The 16,741-nt window shown below is 37.1% G+C and carries 9 protein-coding genes and 2 tRNA genes; 6 read left to right on the top strand and 5 right to left on the bottom strand.

Annotated features, from left to right (window positions below):
- Window positions 1-271: 271 nt before the first annotated feature.
- Window positions 272-994, bottom strand: a complete 723-nt coding sequence (gene ubiG / locus P3L56_RS12620) for a bifunctional 2-polyprenyl-6-hydroxyphenol methylase/3-demethylubiquinol 3-O-methyltransferase UbiG (protein ID WP_042844412.1) — start codon at window positions 992-994, stop codon at window positions 272-274.
- A gap of 289 nt (window positions 995-1,283) precedes the next feature.
- On the opposite strand from ubiG, the gene gyrA reads away from it, so the two are divergent.
- Window positions 1,284-3,899 carry a DNA topoisomerase (ATP-hydrolyzing) subunit A gene (gene gyrA / locus P3L56_RS12615; protein ID WP_105881096.1) on the top strand — a complete coding sequence of 872 codons (2,616 nt, stop codon included), beginning with the start codon at window positions 1,284-1,286 and terminating at the stop codon, window positions 3,897-3,899.
- 161 nt (window positions 3,900-4,060) lie between these two features.
- Window positions 4,061-6,904 carry a two-component system sensor histidine kinase RcsC gene (gene rcsC, locus P3L56_RS12610; RefSeq protein ID WP_072065753.1) on the top strand — a complete coding sequence of 948 codons (2,844 nt, stop codon included), beginning with the start codon at window positions 4,061-4,063 and terminating at the stop codon, window positions 6,902-6,904.
- A gap of 68 nt (window positions 6,905-6,972) precedes the next feature.
- On the opposite strand, the gene rcsB is transcribed toward rcsC, so the two are convergent.
- Both rcsB and rcsD read right to left on the bottom strand, forming a co-directional pair.
- Window positions 6,973-7,623 carry a response regulator transcription factor RcsB gene (gene rcsB / locus P3L56_RS12605; RefSeq protein WP_004259923.1) on the bottom strand — a complete coding sequence of 217 codons (651 nt, stop codon included), beginning with the start codon at window positions 7,621-7,623 and terminating at the stop codon, window positions 6,973-6,975.
- A 1-nt stretch (window position 7,624) separates the two neighbouring features.
- Window positions 7,625-10,324 (bottom strand): phosphotransferase RcsD, encoded by a 2,700-nt coding sequence (gene rcsD / locus P3L56_RS12600; protein WP_198860725.1) that lies wholly within the window; start codon window positions 10,322-10,324, stop codon window positions 7,625-7,627.
- Between the two features lie 212 nt (window positions 10,325-10,536).
- On the opposite strand from rcsD, the gene P3L56_RS12595 reads away from it, so the two are divergent.
- From P3L56_RS12595 to lpxL, 3 genes are all read left to right on the top strand, one after another.
- Window positions 10,537-10,624 (top strand) — tRNA-Ser (locus P3L56_RS12595).
- 5 nt (window positions 10,625-10,629) lie between these two features.
- Window positions 10,630-10,705, top strand: a tRNA-Thr gene (locus tag P3L56_RS12590).
- Window positions 10,706-11,182: 477 nt separating this feature from the next.
- Complete coding sequence (lpxL, locus tag P3L56_RS12585) at window positions 11,183-12,106, top strand: LpxL/LpxP family Kdo(2)-lipid IV(A) lauroyl/palmitoleoyl acyltransferase (RefSeq protein WP_048607488.1); 924 nt, start codon at window positions 11,183-11,185, stop codon at window positions 12,104-12,106.
- 522 nt (window positions 12,107-12,628) lie between these two features.
- Here lpxL and gltP read toward each other — a convergent pair.
- Together gltP and P3L56_RS12575 are read right to left on the bottom strand one after the other, a co-directional pair.
- Window positions 12,629-13,936: a glutamate/aspartate:proton symporter GltP gene (gene gltP, locus P3L56_RS12580; protein ID WP_048607486.1), complete on the bottom strand. Its 1,308-nt coding sequence runs from the start codon at window positions 13,934-13,936 to the stop codon at window positions 12,629-12,631.
- A gap of 484 nt (window positions 13,937-14,420) precedes the next feature.
- Window positions 14,421-15,086, bottom strand: a complete 666-nt coding sequence (locus P3L56_RS12575) for a GntR family transcriptional regulator (RefSeq protein WP_042844405.1) — start codon at window positions 15,084-15,086, stop codon at window positions 14,421-14,423.
- Between the two features lie 403 nt (window positions 15,087-15,489).
- On the opposite strand from P3L56_RS12575, the gene P3L56_RS12570 reads away from it, so the two are divergent.
- Entirely contained in the window at window positions 15,490-16,731 is a 1,242-nt protein-coding gene (locus tag P3L56_RS12570) for an NRAMP family divalent metal transporter (protein WP_042844404.1), read from the top strand.
- Window positions 16,732-16,741: the final 10 nt, after the last annotated feature.

Here is a 16,741-nt window from a genome sequence, read left to right as displayed (position 1 = left end):
TGTTTTGCCTTACTACTATATGTAGTAGTTTGTTGAGAATACCATAACAAGATAATGTTAATATGCGATTTTATCAAGTGAACAAATTGCGGGGTTCTTGTGGATAACTGGTTGGATAAGAAAATAGATCATGTCGGTAAGCTGCATGGTAAAAGGAACTAATAAAAAAAAAGCTTCCGACATGAGGACTAAAATAAATTTTGTAAATTGCGATCGTTTGCTGCTTTCTTAAACGTACTGCTTGCGATTTATGCTTTTCGCGACTAACAGGCTATTCGCTGATCGTGTGTAGCATATAATTGACATCCACATTTGGGCCAAGCCAAAATTTATCAGTCATAGGGTTATAGTGCAACCCTATGATATGTTTATCTTTTAACTGTGTTCCATCGACCCAGCTAATCAATTCTGATGGGCGAATAAATTTATTCGCATCATGAGTCCCTTTGGGGACCATTTTCATCACATACTCTGCAGCAACAACTGCCATCAACCAAGCTTTTTTATTACGATTAATAGTAGAAAAAATAACATGGCCACCTGGTTTAACTAATTTTGCGCAGGCTCTGACGACAGATTGTGGGTCTGGCACATGCTCTAGCATTTCCATGCAAGTTACAACATCATAGGCTTGAGGGTGTTTATCTGCATGTTGTTCAACCGTTTCTTGAACATATTCAACAGGAATACCTGACTCAAGCGAATGCAAACGTGCAACCATTAAAGGTTCCGCGCCCATATCTAGGCCAGTAACCTCCGCACCTTCACGCGCCATACTTTCTGATAAAATGCCGCCACCACAGCCTACATCAAGAATTTTTTTACCGAAAATCCCCTCTACACGTTGCATGATGTACCCTAAACGTAATGGGTTAATACGGTGTAAAGGGGCGAACTCGCCTTCTAAATCCCACCAGCGGGATGCGATGGATTCAAATTTTTCAATTTCTTGTTTATCGACATTAAGATACGCTGGGGTTTGGGTATCACTCATTAAAGAAGCTCCTATTTTGATCCTATTACCCGATAGACCTATTATTGATAGCCTGATTTTAATAGGGAGGTGATAGGCGCCCGTTTATTATTGAAGGTTAAAATGCAGACAATAACTGAGTTATCGCAGCTATTCATTGCAGAACCTTCAAGTTTCGGACACATAAACTTAATTTTCCGCTATTATACATAGCTTGAAAGACAAATACCCGTCTCTTATTTTTATTAAATTGGCGAATTGTGGTATAGTTCTACTCTTTGAATCCGAAGTTATGAGGGACAGTGGTTCCATGAGCGAGATTGCCAGAGAAATCACACCAGTTAATATCGAAGAAGAGCTTAAAAGTTCGTATTTGGATTATGCAATGTCCGTTATTGTCGGCCGTGCACTTCCGGATGTTCGAGATGGACTGAAGCCAGTACACCGCAGAGTACTATTTGCGATGAATGTATTGGGAAATGATTGGAATAAACCCTATAAAAAATCTGCCCGTATAGTCGGGGACGTCATCGGTAAATACCATCCACATGGTGATAGCGCTGTTTATGAGACTATCGTTCGTCTTGCACAGCCTTTCTCTATGCGTTACATGCTGGTGGATGGTCAAGGAAACTTCGGTTCAGTTGATGGAGACTCAGCTGCGGCAATGCGTTATACGGAAATCCGTATGGCGAAAATTGCTCATGAGCTACTGGCTGATCTTGAAAAAGAAACCGTTGATTTCGTTCCAAACTATGATGGAACAGAGCAAATTCCTGAAGTAATGCCAACGAAAATCCCTAACCTTTTAGTTAATGGGTCGTCAGGTATTGCTGTTGGGATGGCAACTAATATTCCTCCTCACAATTTAGGGGAAGTTATAAATGGTTGTCTTGCCTATATAGAAGATGAAGATATCAGTATTGAAGGTTTGATGGAGCACATACCGGGCCCAGATTTCCCGACTGCTGCCATCATCAACGGTCGTCGTGGTATCATCGATGCTTATCGTACAGGGCGTGGTAAGGTTTATATCCGTGCTAGTGCAGAAGTCGAAGTCGATGAGAAAAGTGGCCGTGAAACCATCATTGTCAGCGAAATACCTTATCAAGTGAATAAAGCTCGCTTGATTGAAAAAATTGCTGAACTAGTCAAAGACAAACGTGTTGACGGTATCAGTGCATTACGTGATGAGTCAGATAAAGACGGCATGCGTATTGTCATTGAGGTAAAACGTGATGCGGTGGGTGAGGTTGTCCTAAACAACTTGTATTCATTAACTCAGCTGCAAGTTTCTTTTGGCATTAATATGGTGGCTTTACATCAAGGCCAACCAAAAATACTGAATCTAAAAGATATTATTGCTGCTTTCGTTCGTCATCGTCGTGAGGTTGTTACACGCCGTACCATTTTTGAACTGCGTAAAGCACGCGATAGAGCTCATATACTTGAAGCGTTAGCGATTGCATTAGCGAATATTGACCCAATTATCGAGCTGATCCGTAAGGCACCAACGCCAGCAGAAGCCAAAGCAGGGCTGATAGCAAGGTCTTGGGACCTTGGTAATGTGGCTGCGATGCTAGAGCGTGCAGGTGATGACGCGGCTCGTCCAGAATGGTTAGAAGAACAGTTCGGTGTTCATGATGGTCAATATTTCCTTACTGAACAACAAGCACAAGCTATTCTTGATTTGCGTTTGCAAAAGTTAACGGGTCTTGAGCATGAAAAATTACTCGAAGAATACCGTGAACTTTTAATTCAAATTGAAGCTCTGTTATTTATTTTGCGTAGCCCTGAACGTTTGATGGAAGTTATTCGCGAAGAATTAGAAATTATTCGTGATACATATAATGACCCTCGACGTACTGAAATTACCGAGAATACCGCGGACATCAATATTGAAGATTTAATCAATCAAGAAGATGTGGTCGTTACGTTATCTCACCAAGGTTATGTGAAGTATCAGCCTCTGTCTGATTACGAAGCACAGCGTCGTGGAGGGAAAGGTAAATCGGCAGCGCGGACGAAAGACGAAGACTTTATTGAACGCCTCTTGGTTGCCAATACGCACGATACCATCTTGTGTTTCTCAAGTCGTGGTCGCTTATACTGGATGAAGGTTTACCAATTACCAGAGGCCAGCCGTGGTGCTCGTGGTCGTCCAATCGTTAACTTATTACCACTTGAACAAAACGAACGCATTACAGCTATCTTACCTGTACGAGAGTACGAAGAGGGCTACAACGTGTTTATGGCGACTGCAAGCGGTACGGTGAAGAAAACGCCTTTACAAGAATTCAGCCGTCCAAGAAGCGCAGGTATTATTGCGGTTAACCTAAATGAAGGTGATGAACTCATTGGTGTTAATTTGACCGATGGCTCAAATGAAGTCATGTTGTTCTCTGCGCAAGGTAAAGTGGTTCGCTTTGCTGAAGATGCAGTAAGACCGATGGGGCGCACTGCAACAGGTGTTCGTGGTATAAAATTAATGGATAACGATAAAGTTGTCTCTTTAATTATTCCTCGAGGGGAAGGCCATATCTTGACTGTAACAGAGAATGGTTACGGTAAACGTACTGAAGCAGCAGAATATCCAACAAAATCACGTGCAACTCAAGGGGTTATCTCCATTAAAGTGAGTGAACGTAACGGGAATGTAGTTGGCGCCATTCAAGTCGATGACACTGACCAAATCATGATGATCACTGATGCAGGGACGTTAGTTCGTACTCGAGTGTCAGAAGTCAGTATTGTTGGTCGAAATACTCAAGGTGTTACTCTGATTAGAACTGCCGAAGACGAAAAAGTTGTTGGCTTACAGCGCGTTGCTGAAACGGAAGATGATGAAGGTTTAGATGATGAAAATGTAGACGAAAACACCATGGAAAATGGTGTGGATGATGCAGACATCAATGAACAAGATTAATCATTTCGTTTAATCTACTCAACGGGCAGCCGATCACGCTGCCCGTTTTACTTTTCTAATTGATATCTCTCATGGTTTTTATTACTTTTCATGTTTATCGCTTTTTTATCATGTGATCGAGTATAATTAACGGTCATGGTATCGAATATACAGGAAGGCGCTTGAGATATTTACCCTCGTTTAAAACATCACTTAGACTCTCTCGAGATTTATTTCGTATCCTCGGCTTGATGTTGTGGGGGATGGGCGTTTTTATTACTTTATTTTTTCTTTATTCACAATTCAATGAGTATAAATCTGACATACGTCAGCAATTTTATTCAGGGCATGAGAATCTTCAGGCTTATATTCAACAAACCGGTGCGACCTTAAATTCTATTCAGTCAATGACTGAACAATATAAAACTAAATTACAAGAATCTGGGAATGGAAAGGCTACATCTACAAGTTTTATGGATTTGCCTAGTGCATCAAACTATTCTTTTTATAAATTAACCGCCGATACAGATTGTGATTATTTTAGGAATAGAGCTGAAAATTATTTACATGCTTTCGAACAATTAAATTATTTCTGGAAGGATAGTATTGCGGCTCCACAAGCCTTAAATCATGTATTTTTAGTCGGTTCAAGAAGTTATTGTATGGTGGATTATCCGATCCGTTCTACAATATCCGATATTGAGATATTGAAAAAAGTGAGTTATGAGAGTGTACGCACCTATCAGGGACTAAGGCTGAGAGGCAAAGAGCGTAATTTGTTCACTATTGTGCATGGCGCCCAACCCGATAACGGCCAAGTCTATCTAATTCAACCTGTTAATCATAAAGAGATGTTGCTTGCTTTTATTGGTCTAGAACGCTCAATCAATTTGAATCAATTTAATATAAGTAAAAATAAAGCAGTTGAAATATTGATGGTGAATAATTATAACCAACCTGTTTTATATTCACCGGTAGATATGAATCCTAAAAGTTCAGCACTGTTGAATATCGCAGAGCCTTCTTTTTTTGGCTTTAATTCTGATTATTCAAAATTAATTTTTAAGAAGCGTTTAGCCCCTTCTCAAGTAACGGTTATTTTCTCAATAGCAACATCTCAAATACTCGCGAGCTTAGAAGATACTATCTTCTACGGGGTAATACTTAATATTTTTACTGGTGGGCTTATTTTCTTTCTAATCTGGTTGTTAGAAAGAAAAATGTTGGAGCCAGCTGCGAATACCGCTATTCGCCTCGAAGAACATGAACAATTTAATCATAAAATTGTGGCCTCCGCGCCTGTGGGGATCATTATCTTACGGTTAACGGATGGTGGCAATATTCTAAGTAATGAGCTGGCTCATGATTATTTTCGCTTATTAAGTGATGATGATAAGCAGCGGATTTTGACAATTATTCGCCAGAAAGCGAGTAATTATATTGATGTTGTGACAACAAATGGTACACATTTACAGATCAGCTTTGTGAATTCTCGTTATCAAAATGAAGATGTCGCGATTTGTGTTTTAATTGATATCAGTATCCGTGTGCAAATGGAGAAATCATTGCAAGATATTGCTGATGCTGCAGAGCAAGCAAACCATGCAAAATCGATGTTCTTAGCAACGGTAAGCCATGAATTAAGAACACCGCTATATGGGATCATCGGTAACATTGAATTATTGCAACGTTATGAGTTATCCGAAAAAGCAACGCGTTTAGTGTCCACAATGGATAATTCTTCTTCATTACTGTTGCAAATCATCAGTGATATTTTGGATTTTTCTAAAATTGAATCTAAACAATTGAAAATAGAAAATAAACTTTTTAATTGTCGGGAAGTATTTGCATTTGTATTAGCTAACTATTTGCCATTAGTGACCAAGAAAAAAATATCGTTGTATTCTTATATTGAGCCTGACATTCCTGATTTAATTCTCAATGATTCAGTACGGCTACAGCAAGTGGTTTCTAATATTGTTAATAACAGTATTAAGTTTACGGAATCCGGTTTTGTACTGTTGTATGTTTGGAAAGATGAGAATTATTTGAAGGTCGAAATCCGAGATTCAGGGATAGGCATGACTCAAGCAGTGGTGATGCAATTATTTGACCCATTCTTTCAAGTACATGACCAAAACAATACCGGACACAAAGGAACAGGTTTAGGTTTAGCTATATGTGAAAAACTAATCAACCTAATGGATGGTGATATAGAAGTTAGTTCCCAAATAGGTCTTGGAAGTTCATTCACAATACGTATCCCACTTTATGGGCAAGAGTACATTAAAAAAACGGTTCCCGATTATCGTACAGGCTATCGTATTGCTATTTCGTGCCAAAACGAATTCTTAATGAATTTCCTATCACGGCTATTAGCACATGAAAAATTTATAGTAGTAACTAATAACTCTATCGACAAAACAATCGATTATGACCTGTTGATAACCGATTGTGAGCATAAAGGGGAAGTGAGAAGCACTCATCATATTCAGTTGTCGAGCTTCTACGCTGGTGATCTTTATGAAGCAAAATCAAATGAATGGGTTTATAACACATATCAATTAGATAAGTTACCCGTATTAATTGATAAAGTTATTATGAAAACCGTTGAGAATTCACAGAAAAATGTTAGCTCGAATGAGCAACTAATGGCAGATTTTTCTTTGGGTGAATACCATGTACTTATTGTTGATGACCACCCAATCAATCGGATGCTTTTGAGTGAACAATTAGCCAGCATCGGCTTTACAACGGGTACTGCAGTGGATGGATTAGATGCACTGAAATACTTAGATAGCCATCATGCTGATATTATTTTAACGGACGTCAACATGCCAAATATGGATGGTTATCAGTTGGCAAGAGAGTTACGCCGCTTAGAATGTAATTTACCTATTGTTGCACTAACAGCGAATGCGATGGCTGAGGAAAAACAACGCTGTATCGATGCGGGTATGAATGATTGTTTATCAAAACCAACCACTATTGCTATTTTGCGCGAGACATTGACCCGTTTTTGCTGAAAAATGAATGGAGTAAAAAATAAAAACCCGTAACCGGGTTTTTATCGTGTAGTAAAAGAACTTAAATATTACTCTGAAGGCGAGTTATCAATACTGACAGAAGAAAGATAGTTCAGTAAGGCAATATCATTTTCAACGCCTAATTTCAACATTGCTGATTTTTTCTGGCTACTAATTGTTTTGATACTACGATTAAGCTTCTTAGCAATTTCAGTGACTAAGAAACCTTCAGCAAATAAACGCAGAACTTCACTTTCTTTTGGCGATAAGCGTTTATCACCGTAACCACTCGCATTGACTTTTTCTAACAATTTACTCACACTTTCAGGGGTAAACTTTTTACCTTTCTGTAAGGCCGCTAATGCTTTAGGTAAATCTGCTGGTGCGCCTTGTTTTAACACTATACCTTCGATATCCAGTTCTAGAATTGCACTTAGAATGGCTGGATTATTGTTCATGGTGAGAACAATAATTGAAAGGTCAGGATAATGGCGTTTAATGTATTTGATTAACGTAATACCATCGCCGTATTTATCACCTGGCATAGATAAATCAGTAACTAGAACATCAGCGTTTAAGCGTGCTAAGTTATTAATTAAAGAGGTTGAGTCCTCAAATTCACCTACGATATTCACCCATTCGATTTGTTCAAGTGATTTTCTGATACCGAAAAGAACAATAGGGTGATCATCGGCAACAATGACATTTAGGTTATTCATCTTATTGGTTACCTTCTGGCATTAGTTTTTTGACTGAATTATCCAGCATGCTAATGCATTTTCTTATTTCCAATCCGTTTTCATCTGCTATATAACGCTCTAAATCTTCACAAATTTTATGAAGAACTGTGAATTCGAGCATAGCAAAAACTCCTTTTAAACGATGTGCAGTGTTTTTCAATTCGGTCAAATCCTCAACACTTTCACTATTATACAGTTTATTAATATCTATCGGTACTGTTGTTATGAACAAATCTCGATATCCACTGTTAGCTAAAACTAATTGATAACTTTTAATTGCATTTTCCATTTCTCCATCAGGGTTAGATAATGAAGTTTGAGATTCAACCTCGTTAGGTTCTGGTAAGCGTGAACATTCATCTTCGCTATCCGAATTTTCGATAAGTAATGAAATTGCACTAATAAGCTCATCAGCAAAGTTATAATTAACCTCTATGTAGTGAGGTTGCAACTCGTGCATTCCAGAAAGATTACCATTAATTTTGATAATGTGTTCAAAACATTCTTCATTATTATCAGTGATCAACAGATCCCAATCCGTATGCGGAGAACTTTCATTTAAATCAAGAAATTCTGCGCCATAATTGGCTAAGGTATTTCTGATAATACGCGAAATATCTGCATTATGAATATTTAACCGCACGTAGACATCCTCTAATAAAGCAGGATAATCCTTAACAAGGAGTTCATTGGTCGCTGGAAGTGTAATCTCATAATGTGTGCCTATCGCATCGCTAGTACGAATCGAAAATGTCCCATTCATCCTCTTTACCAATAACTTACATAAATAAAATGTCATACCAGAACGAGTGAAGTGAGATGAATTTAGTATTTTCCCAAGAAAAGGACTTTGCAAGTTATTAAGTTCTTGGTTACTAAGCCCTGAACCACTATCTCTAATGTTAAGTAAAACGACTCTTTTTTCTGAATCATAAGATAGCGTGAAAGATATCTTCCCAAAAGAGGTTGTTGCAATAGAATAATCCCAAATGAGTTGTATTAGATGCTGTAAATAAGCCAAATTGGTTTCAATTAATGAATCAGGATTGATATTGTTATGAAAATAAAGGGCTAACCCTTTATTATTAAGACGCGATAGGTTTTGTTTCAAAAACTGATTAACGACATTTGCAATCGAAATTTTTTCACTTTTTAGTGGAGTTGTTTCTGATTCTAGCTGATTTAGCAACCCTATATTTTCAAACCAACGGTTAATATAAAATAGCTGACTTTCTATTTCCAAAACAAATTTTTGGTTATTTTCACCTGAAATTTTAGCTAATTTAGTTAATTGGTCGTCAATTTGGATAAGAGCAGGAAGTATTTCACTACACATATTTTCAAATACAACCTTGCGCATTTGGATATTCTTTTTATATTCACGGTTGGCTAGTTCTTGGCGTTTTTGAGTGAGAGCTTCCTTGTCTTTATCTACAATAATAAACATGACAGTATTTGCTTTGGTTGCACTTTCAACAAGTACGATCTCATAAACAATATTTTCAATCGAAACCTGAATAACATCATGATTTTCGATTGCCATCTCTTTTATATGAACCAAATCCATTGAAGGTAGTAATTGATTTGCAATGTTATTGCTAAGGATTTTTTTGTTGGCATTAAAGTCGTAGACTAAAATACCATAGGCAATATGGTTAATCAGGGCATTGTTTAGTGCTTCGTTAAAATGGAGTTCTTGTAGCATGTTGGTATTGGGAGAAATAAGCCGTTTACGAATAAAAGCCATGATCAACAAAGCAAGGAAAATCATGATGAGCATGCCTGTCATTAACCAAAGGTTAAAGCTCACCATATTAAAAATAATGTTTTTTAATGAAGTATGATAATAAAGCTGATAGCTAGTTCCTTCAATAGGTTGCGAAAATATTAGGTTTGTTCCAACCCAAGAGGTATGAGACTCATTACTGCCAGTACTTGATGGGCGTGTATTAATGGTGAAAAAATCCCCATTAAGGCTTGCTGGGATCAGCGAATTAATGGAAATATCAAACGAAATAACACTGGTTAGCTGCCCTGGAGAGTTGAACATCAAGCGATATGTATAATAGAAGAGGTTATCTGGAGAATACTTTTGTATATTAGATATAATTTCTCGTCTATCTAACAGTGTCGACTGAGTCAACATATCCGCACGCTTTTCTTCAGCAGTTAGAGTCAGATAGCTTTCCTTAAAACGTAGTTCAGGCTTAAGTATTGAATGAGTAGTTACTAAAACTAAAGTATTATCTAGCCCATTAAGATAATACATTGAGTTATATTCATTGCGTGCACCCCAGACAATCTCCATATAATCAGCTAGCTTAGTGGCTAATAAATTATTCGCTTTTTTATTATTCCCAAATACAATCGCATCAATAGTTTGGTTTGCACTACTTAACCAAAAAATATCATGGCGCATTTCTGTCACGGAAAGTTTATCTATAGCAGTGGGAGTTGTTTTATCATTGGCAAGCTTATAAATGTGGCTAGCTTGGTAGCGGTAGTCTTCGATTTGATACGCTAACCTAGTGGCCATACTACTTAATGAGGTCTGGCGGTTTTGCACCCATGCTTGATAGTAGTTAAATAGTGATAAAAACAGCATCACAATTAACAACAGAATAAACGCAGCAAAAATACGTGAAAGAGTGCTTGGTTTTAATGATGATTGTTTGTACATACTGTAGCGTGCGTTCCCATAGGCTAAAAATTATTAGGTTAAAAATCATACGCCTAGAGAAATGATAGACACCGATTTTGCACAGATATTACCATTATTTTTCGCAAATAGAGAGTAATTGAGTGAAGATTAGCCAAACGAAGTAAAAAAATCAATTTTTTTACTTTCAGGGGTAGACAAGGCGTCGGGATTCCTCCATAATCGCGCCCCATGGAGAGATGGCCGAGCGGTCGAAGGCAGCGGTCTTGAAAACCGCCGATGGGAAACCATCCTAGAGTTCGAATCTCTATCTCTCCGCCATATTCGCCGGCTTAGCTCAGTTGGTAGAGCAACTGACTTGTAATCAGTAGGTCACCAGTTCGACTCCGGTAGCCGGCACCAAATAAGAACCCGTTATCTCATAGAGATAACGGGTTTTTTCTTGCTTGTCATTCAGGTCATTCTACTGCTTCAAATAGTCGATGGGACATATTTGAGCCATCACAGAACATTAGCTTGTCGACCTTCATTGCATACTCAGTTAGATGATTTAGTACTAAATAGGTATCGCTTCCCACTCTCATTTTTCCAACGTTAGCCGTTGGTGCCTCATATTTCCTCTAATCACTGCCATGCTTTAATATGAGTAGGTAAAAACTATTAGTGTTTATCTGGTAAAAGTATAACGTGAGAAAATATTTGGTTGCTTATTCATAGCTGAGGGTAGTGTTTATACGGATTATTGATATAATACTCACTGTTTAAGTCAGCTTATATTGTTGTGGCATTCATTCGTTATGGCATTCATGTTGAATTTAACAGACGAAATGCAGTCTAAAATAGCGTGCATTCTGCAAAGGCGAAGTATTGGGAGATATAATGTACGCCACAAACCCGTTTTCACTGAAGTTGTTCCATCCAAAATATGCAGTAACATGGTTAGGGGTATCTCTTTTATATTTATTGGTACAGTTACCTTATACATGGCAAGTTTGGTTAGGGGCCTTCTTGGGGAAAAACTCAAGGTATTTTATTAAGCGAAGAGTCTCAATTATAAAGCGAAATTTAGAATTATGTTTTCCAAATAAAAGTAAAAAAGAAATTGATGATCTAGTCACCGAAAATTTAAAATCATTAGGTATTGCTCTATTCGAAACTGGAATAGCATGGTTCTGGAGTGATACAAAAGTTAAAAAACTGTTCCAAGTTAAGGGAATGTCAAATTATTTGGATGCAGTGGCCAAAAATAAAGGTGTGATTATTGTTGGTGTGCATTTTATGTCGCTAGAGCTAGGTGGTAGGATCATGGGGCTCTGTTTTCCTGTTAATGCGATGTATAGGCCACATAACAATAAAGCAATGGAATACATCCAGACTAGAGGCCGCTGTCGCTCCGGCAAAGGAATGATTGACCGGAAAAATCTCAGATTCATGGTTCAAGAATTAAAAAGCGGTAAAGCAATATGGTTTGCTCCAGACCAAGATTTTGGTAGAAAAGGAACTATCTTTGCCCCATTTTTCTCGGTTAAACATAGTTCCACATCAAAAGGGACATCAACCCTTGCTCAACTGTCACATTCGCCAACTCTTACTGTTACGTTATTAAGAAATAAAAGCGGCGTTAAATATGACTTAATACTGGGAAAGGAAATACTTGGATATCCGACGACAGATGCTTTGCTGGATGCTACAACGATTAACTCAGTGTTAGAAGCTGAAATAAGAAAGGCTCCTGAGCAGTATCTTTGGGCTCATAGGCGTTTTAAAACTAGACCTGAAGGGGAGGCTTCACTGTATTTATAAATTTGCTATTCAGTAAATTTAAATCAAACAGTGAGATAACCTGTTTAAATATTATGATTAGTAAGTGGTGAGTATTTTTTGATGCTATTAAAGCAAACCCACCAAATATATGACTAACAATTTTATTGTAAGAAAGCCTCGTATTATACGAGGCTTTCTTATTAGAACCAGTTGTGTAGTAATAAAAATGATAATGAAAATATAAAAAGTACCATAAGATGCTGGAGTAATTTTAAAAATAAAAGGAATCTTCTTAATTGGTTCATTCTTTCCTGCTTGTACTAATTAAAAATGACTTATTTAGCGTAGTAAAGAAATGAACAAAAAACGAATATAAAATAATTTTTTTGAAAAAGTGTGATGTAAATTAAATTTTATTAAGTAAGAGGTAAGTATAAATAACTAAATTAAGTGAGTTTTATAAGGGATTTATATTAGTTGATTAATGGTGATATGAAAATAATAAAAATGCTCTCTATAAATTAATATAAAGAGCATTATTCTTTTTATATATTGAAATGGCTAAAAGGATTGTTCATATTCAAGTGCTTTTTTCTTATCATATTTGTGTTCCCATTTTGCAACTACTAGTGCAGCAAGGGCATTACCTACCACATTAAGGGCTGTCCGGGCCATATCAAGAATACGGTCGACACCAGCGATGAATGCAAGACCTTCTAATGGGATACCCACACTGCCTAAGGTGGCGAGAAGAACAACAAATGATACGCCAGGAACCCCTGCAATCCCTTTAGAAGTGATCATTAATGTGAATACAAGTATTAATTCTTGCCCGATAGAAAGCTCAATACCATAGAGTTGGGCAATAAATATCGCAGCAATACTTTGATATAATGTTGAACCATCTAAATTGAATGAATAACCAATTGGAATGACAAAACTGGTAATCGATTTTGGTGCCCCGTATTTTTCCATTTTATCCATAATACGAGGGAGTACTGTTTCAGAGCTTGCTGTTGAATAAGCAAGCAATAATTCGTCTTTTAATATTTTCATTAAGGTGAAAATATTTATTCGACAGTAACGAGCGACTAAGCCCAATACAACTACCGCAAAAAATATAATTGCGCAGTGGACAAGTATGACTAATTTTAATAGTGGGACTAATGATGAAAAGCCGAAATTAGCGACAGTAACTGAAATTAAGGCAAATACACCGATAGGGGCATACATCATGATCATGTTAGTTACACGAAACATGGTTTCAGAAAAAGTCTGTAGCACATCAAGTAATGGTTGTTTTTTCTCTAAAGGCAAAGAAGAAAGCCCTAAGCCAAATAAAACAGCAAAGAAAATGACTGGAAGCATATCACCACTTGCCATTGCTGAAAAAATATTACTAGGAACTAAAGTCAGGATAGTATTAATAATCCCTGAAGGGTGGCTTGCAACTTCTTGGGTTGTTTTTTCATACTGGGATATATCGACTTGTGTTAATTGTGACATATCAATACCAACACCGGGTTGGAATATATTGGCGAAAGAGATCCCGACAATAATAGCAATGGTAGTAATAACCTCAAAGTAAACGATAGTTTTAAACCCAAGGGACCCTAGCTGCTTTGTATTTCCAACCCCGGCTATCCCTACTATTAGAGTAGAAATAACAATAGGAACAACGATCATTTTAATTAATTGAATAAAAATCTTACCAGCTGGAGACAGAATATTCAGAATAAGCCAATCTTTGTATTCAGTATTATCATGTAAAAGCGCCCCAGCAATAACGCCTAAAATGAGAGCTACCAATATTTGCCACCCTAGGCCAAATTTAAATGGTTTCTTTTTAGTTACTTGGTTTAATGTCATAGTGGAATCTCATTATATAAATAATATTTATGTATATGCTTTTTTATTATCATAAATTTTATAACCAATATTCGATAAAACTACAACTATTAACTCGAAAAAATAGAGTGATTACATTGGGTGATTTATTTCATTATGTATATTTTGTTATTATGTTATGTATAAACAAGTAATTATGTAAAAATATATGACTAAATGTATCTTTTAAGGAAGGGGAGATGTTAGAGACGTGTGTTGTGTTTAAGTAACTATTGGTTATTATTTTTTTAATTAATTATGTTATTAATGTTAATTAATTTATCATAAGACTTAATTATGGGAAGGTAATGACTTAAAGTGTTTGATTTGTTGCAGGGAATAGAAAATATAATATAAAAAATAAATTTGAGGATATTATTAATTAACAATTAGTTTTTGGCGATTATCTAACTGCCGAAAAATTAATCGAATCTATGTTGTATTATCCCGTAAAAAATATTCTGCATTAATTTGTTGAGGATTGGCTGCGCTTATATGCTGCAAGTAATGTGCGCTCTGATAAATCAAGGTAGCTACGTAGGGCACTGGCTGCTTCTACATTACGACCAGAGTCTAATAATTCAAGAATAGATTGGTTTTTATCAATATAAGGGGCATAGAGAATTTTGGGGTCATTAAGGTGACCAAATGCTAAGCGTAATTCTGCTGAAACATTACGATACAGCTTAATTAGGCGTTCGCTATCTGATAACTCGACAATCGCGGTATGAAACTGCATATTTGCGGTTCCTACACCAACCCAATCTTCTATTTTTTCATGCTCACGTGCACAGCTGACTGCCTCTTTCATTTTTTGAACCGCGGGGTGTAAAGCATATGCATGAGTGAGTGCATCACACTCGATTAAGCGGCGTACTTGATAGATGTCAATAATAGCAGCCATATCAGGCACAGAAACAAATACGCCCCTATTTGGTGCGTAGGTAAGTAAGCCTTCTTGAGTGAGAACCCTAAACACTTCCCGCAAGGTGTTGCGTGAAATATCTAACACTTCACTTAATGTTGCTTCAGATAAGCGCTGACCTGGAGTGATTTCTCCCGCCGTAATTTTATAGCGAATAGTTTCTGCAATAGTCACGGATAAGGTTTGTGCAACAGGTTGTTTTTTCATAAAAAGAATAGTTTTAATTTAGCGATTAAATGAGTCGCTATATTCACATATTCGAGTTAGAGCGGCAAGTTTCCTTGCACAATGAGCACACTAGACTCATTTTTTGCACTGATATAGTGAAATTAAATAATTTTGCATCATTTTGGTGCTGATTATTTTGTAAGAAAGTAGACCGACTTCAATAATTTGTTAAAAAAGTGATCACGTCTTGGTTTTTAAATCATCAATAACGATTTTTATTGATTGTTTATTCAGCATCTCATATTAATTGTTCAACAATTTATTAAAGATAGATTAACAATATCTATAACAAGTAGAACAATGGCACGATAATTGCCTCAATGATCATGACATCAACAATCACATCAATAATTAAAACAATAACTATTAGAGGAGTATGCATATGGCCGCTCAAGAAAGCGCATCAACGACCGCAGAGTATGTGAAAAGCCGCCGTTCTTCATTAATAAGTGCAATTTTTTTGATGGCAACTTCTGCCATAGGTCCTGGATTTATTACACAAACAGCAACCTTTACTGTCACATTAGGTGCGGCATTTGCGTTCGGTATTTTAGCGTCTATCGTGATTGATTTTGTTGTTCAGCAAAATATATGGCGAGTCGTGACATTAACGAAAATGCATTCATCAGAAATTGCTAATGCCACAATCCCAGGAAGTGGCTATTTACTTGCCATATTGGTTATTTTTGGTGGGCTTATTTTCAATATTGGTAATATTGCTGGTGCAGGTTTAGGGCTAAATGCACTTGTTGGTCTCGACCCAAAATGGGGAGGGTTAATCAGTGCATTGCTGGCGATTTATATTTTCTCATCCCGTAAAGCAAGCACATTTATTGACAGGCTCATTATTGGGTTAGGTGTAGTGATGATTGGCCTAACGTTATTTGTGGCTATTGCATCAAACCCACCTGTTGGCGAGGCTCTACGTCAAAGTGTATTACCGGATACGGTTGATTTTGCCATGATAACCACCATTGTCGGGGGAACCGTTGGGGGATATATCTGCTATGCAGGCGCGCACCGCTTATTAGATAAAGGTGCAGTAGGGATTGAAAATATAAATATTGTGTCGAGTGCAGCAACCAAAGGCATCTTAGTTGTTGGTTTGATGCGCTACATTTTATTCCTTGCGATCTTAGGTGTGGTTGCAAGTGGTGTAACGATTGATATTTCAGGGCATGCGGCTAACCCTGCATCTCAAGCATTTCAGGCAGCAGCAGGTAACTTTGGTTTACGTATTTTTGGCTTAATTTTATGGGCTGCGGCACTGACCAGCGTGATTGGTGCAGCTTATACATCAATGAGTTTTTTAACGGCATTTAAATCATCAATTACCGAAAGGCAGCGTAATGTCGCGACCATCCTATTTATTGCTATTTCATTAATTGTTTATTTATTTATGGGAACAGCGCCTGCCGCATTATTAGTATTTGCAGGTGGTTTCAATGGGTTAATCTTGCCTATTGGATTGACCTTGTTTGTTTATATTGGTTGGAAAAGAACTGATTTGATGTCGGGATACCACTATCCACGTTGGTTATTATGGTCTGGGGTTATTACTTGTGCCTTAACTTGGTATATGGGTGTTATGTCTGTCAGTACAATCTTTAATTATCTGAAGTAACCCAAGGGGC

Source organism: Providencia sp. PROV024 (assembly GCF_032709665.1).
Classification (GTDB): domain Bacteria; phylum Pseudomonadota; class Gammaproteobacteria; order Enterobacterales; family Enterobacteriaceae; genus Providencia; species Providencia huashanensis.
Note: the sequence above shows the minus strand (reverse complement) of the source record. Positions and strands in the feature narration are given on the sequence as shown.

What these genes read in the sequence shown, in the direction of transcription:
- ubiG (WP_042844412.1), bottom strand. Translation starts at nt 994, where the DNA reads ATGAGTGATACCCAAACCCCAGCGTATCTTAATGTCGATAAACAAGAA.
- gyrA (WP_105881096.1), top strand. Translation starts at nt 1,284, where the DNA reads ATGAGCGAGATTGCCAGAGAAATCACACCAGTTAATATCGAAGAAGAG.
- rcsB (WP_004259923.1), bottom strand. Translation starts at nt 7,623, where the DNA reads ATGAATAACCTAAATGTCATTGTTGCCGATGATCACCCTATTGTTCTT.
- rcsD (WP_198860725.1), bottom strand. Translation starts at nt 10,324, where the DNA reads ATGTACAAACAATCATCATTAAAACCAAGCACTCTTTCACGTATTTTT.
- lpxL (WP_048607488.1), top strand. Translation starts at nt 11,183, where the DNA reads ATGTACGCCACAAACCCGTTTTCACTGAAGTTGTTCCATCCAAAATAT.
- gltP (WP_048607486.1), bottom strand. Translation starts at nt 13,936, where the DNA reads ATGACATTAAACCAAGTAACTAAAAAGAAACCATTTAAATTTGGCCTA.
- P3L56_RS12575 (WP_042844405.1), bottom strand. Translation starts at nt 15,086, where the DNA reads ATGAAAAAACAACCTGTTGCACAAACCTTATCCGTGACTATTGCAGAA.
- P3L56_RS12570 (WP_042844404.1), top strand. Translation starts at nt 15,490, where the DNA reads ATGGCCGCTCAAGAAAGCGCATCAACGACCGCAGAGTATGTGAAAAGC.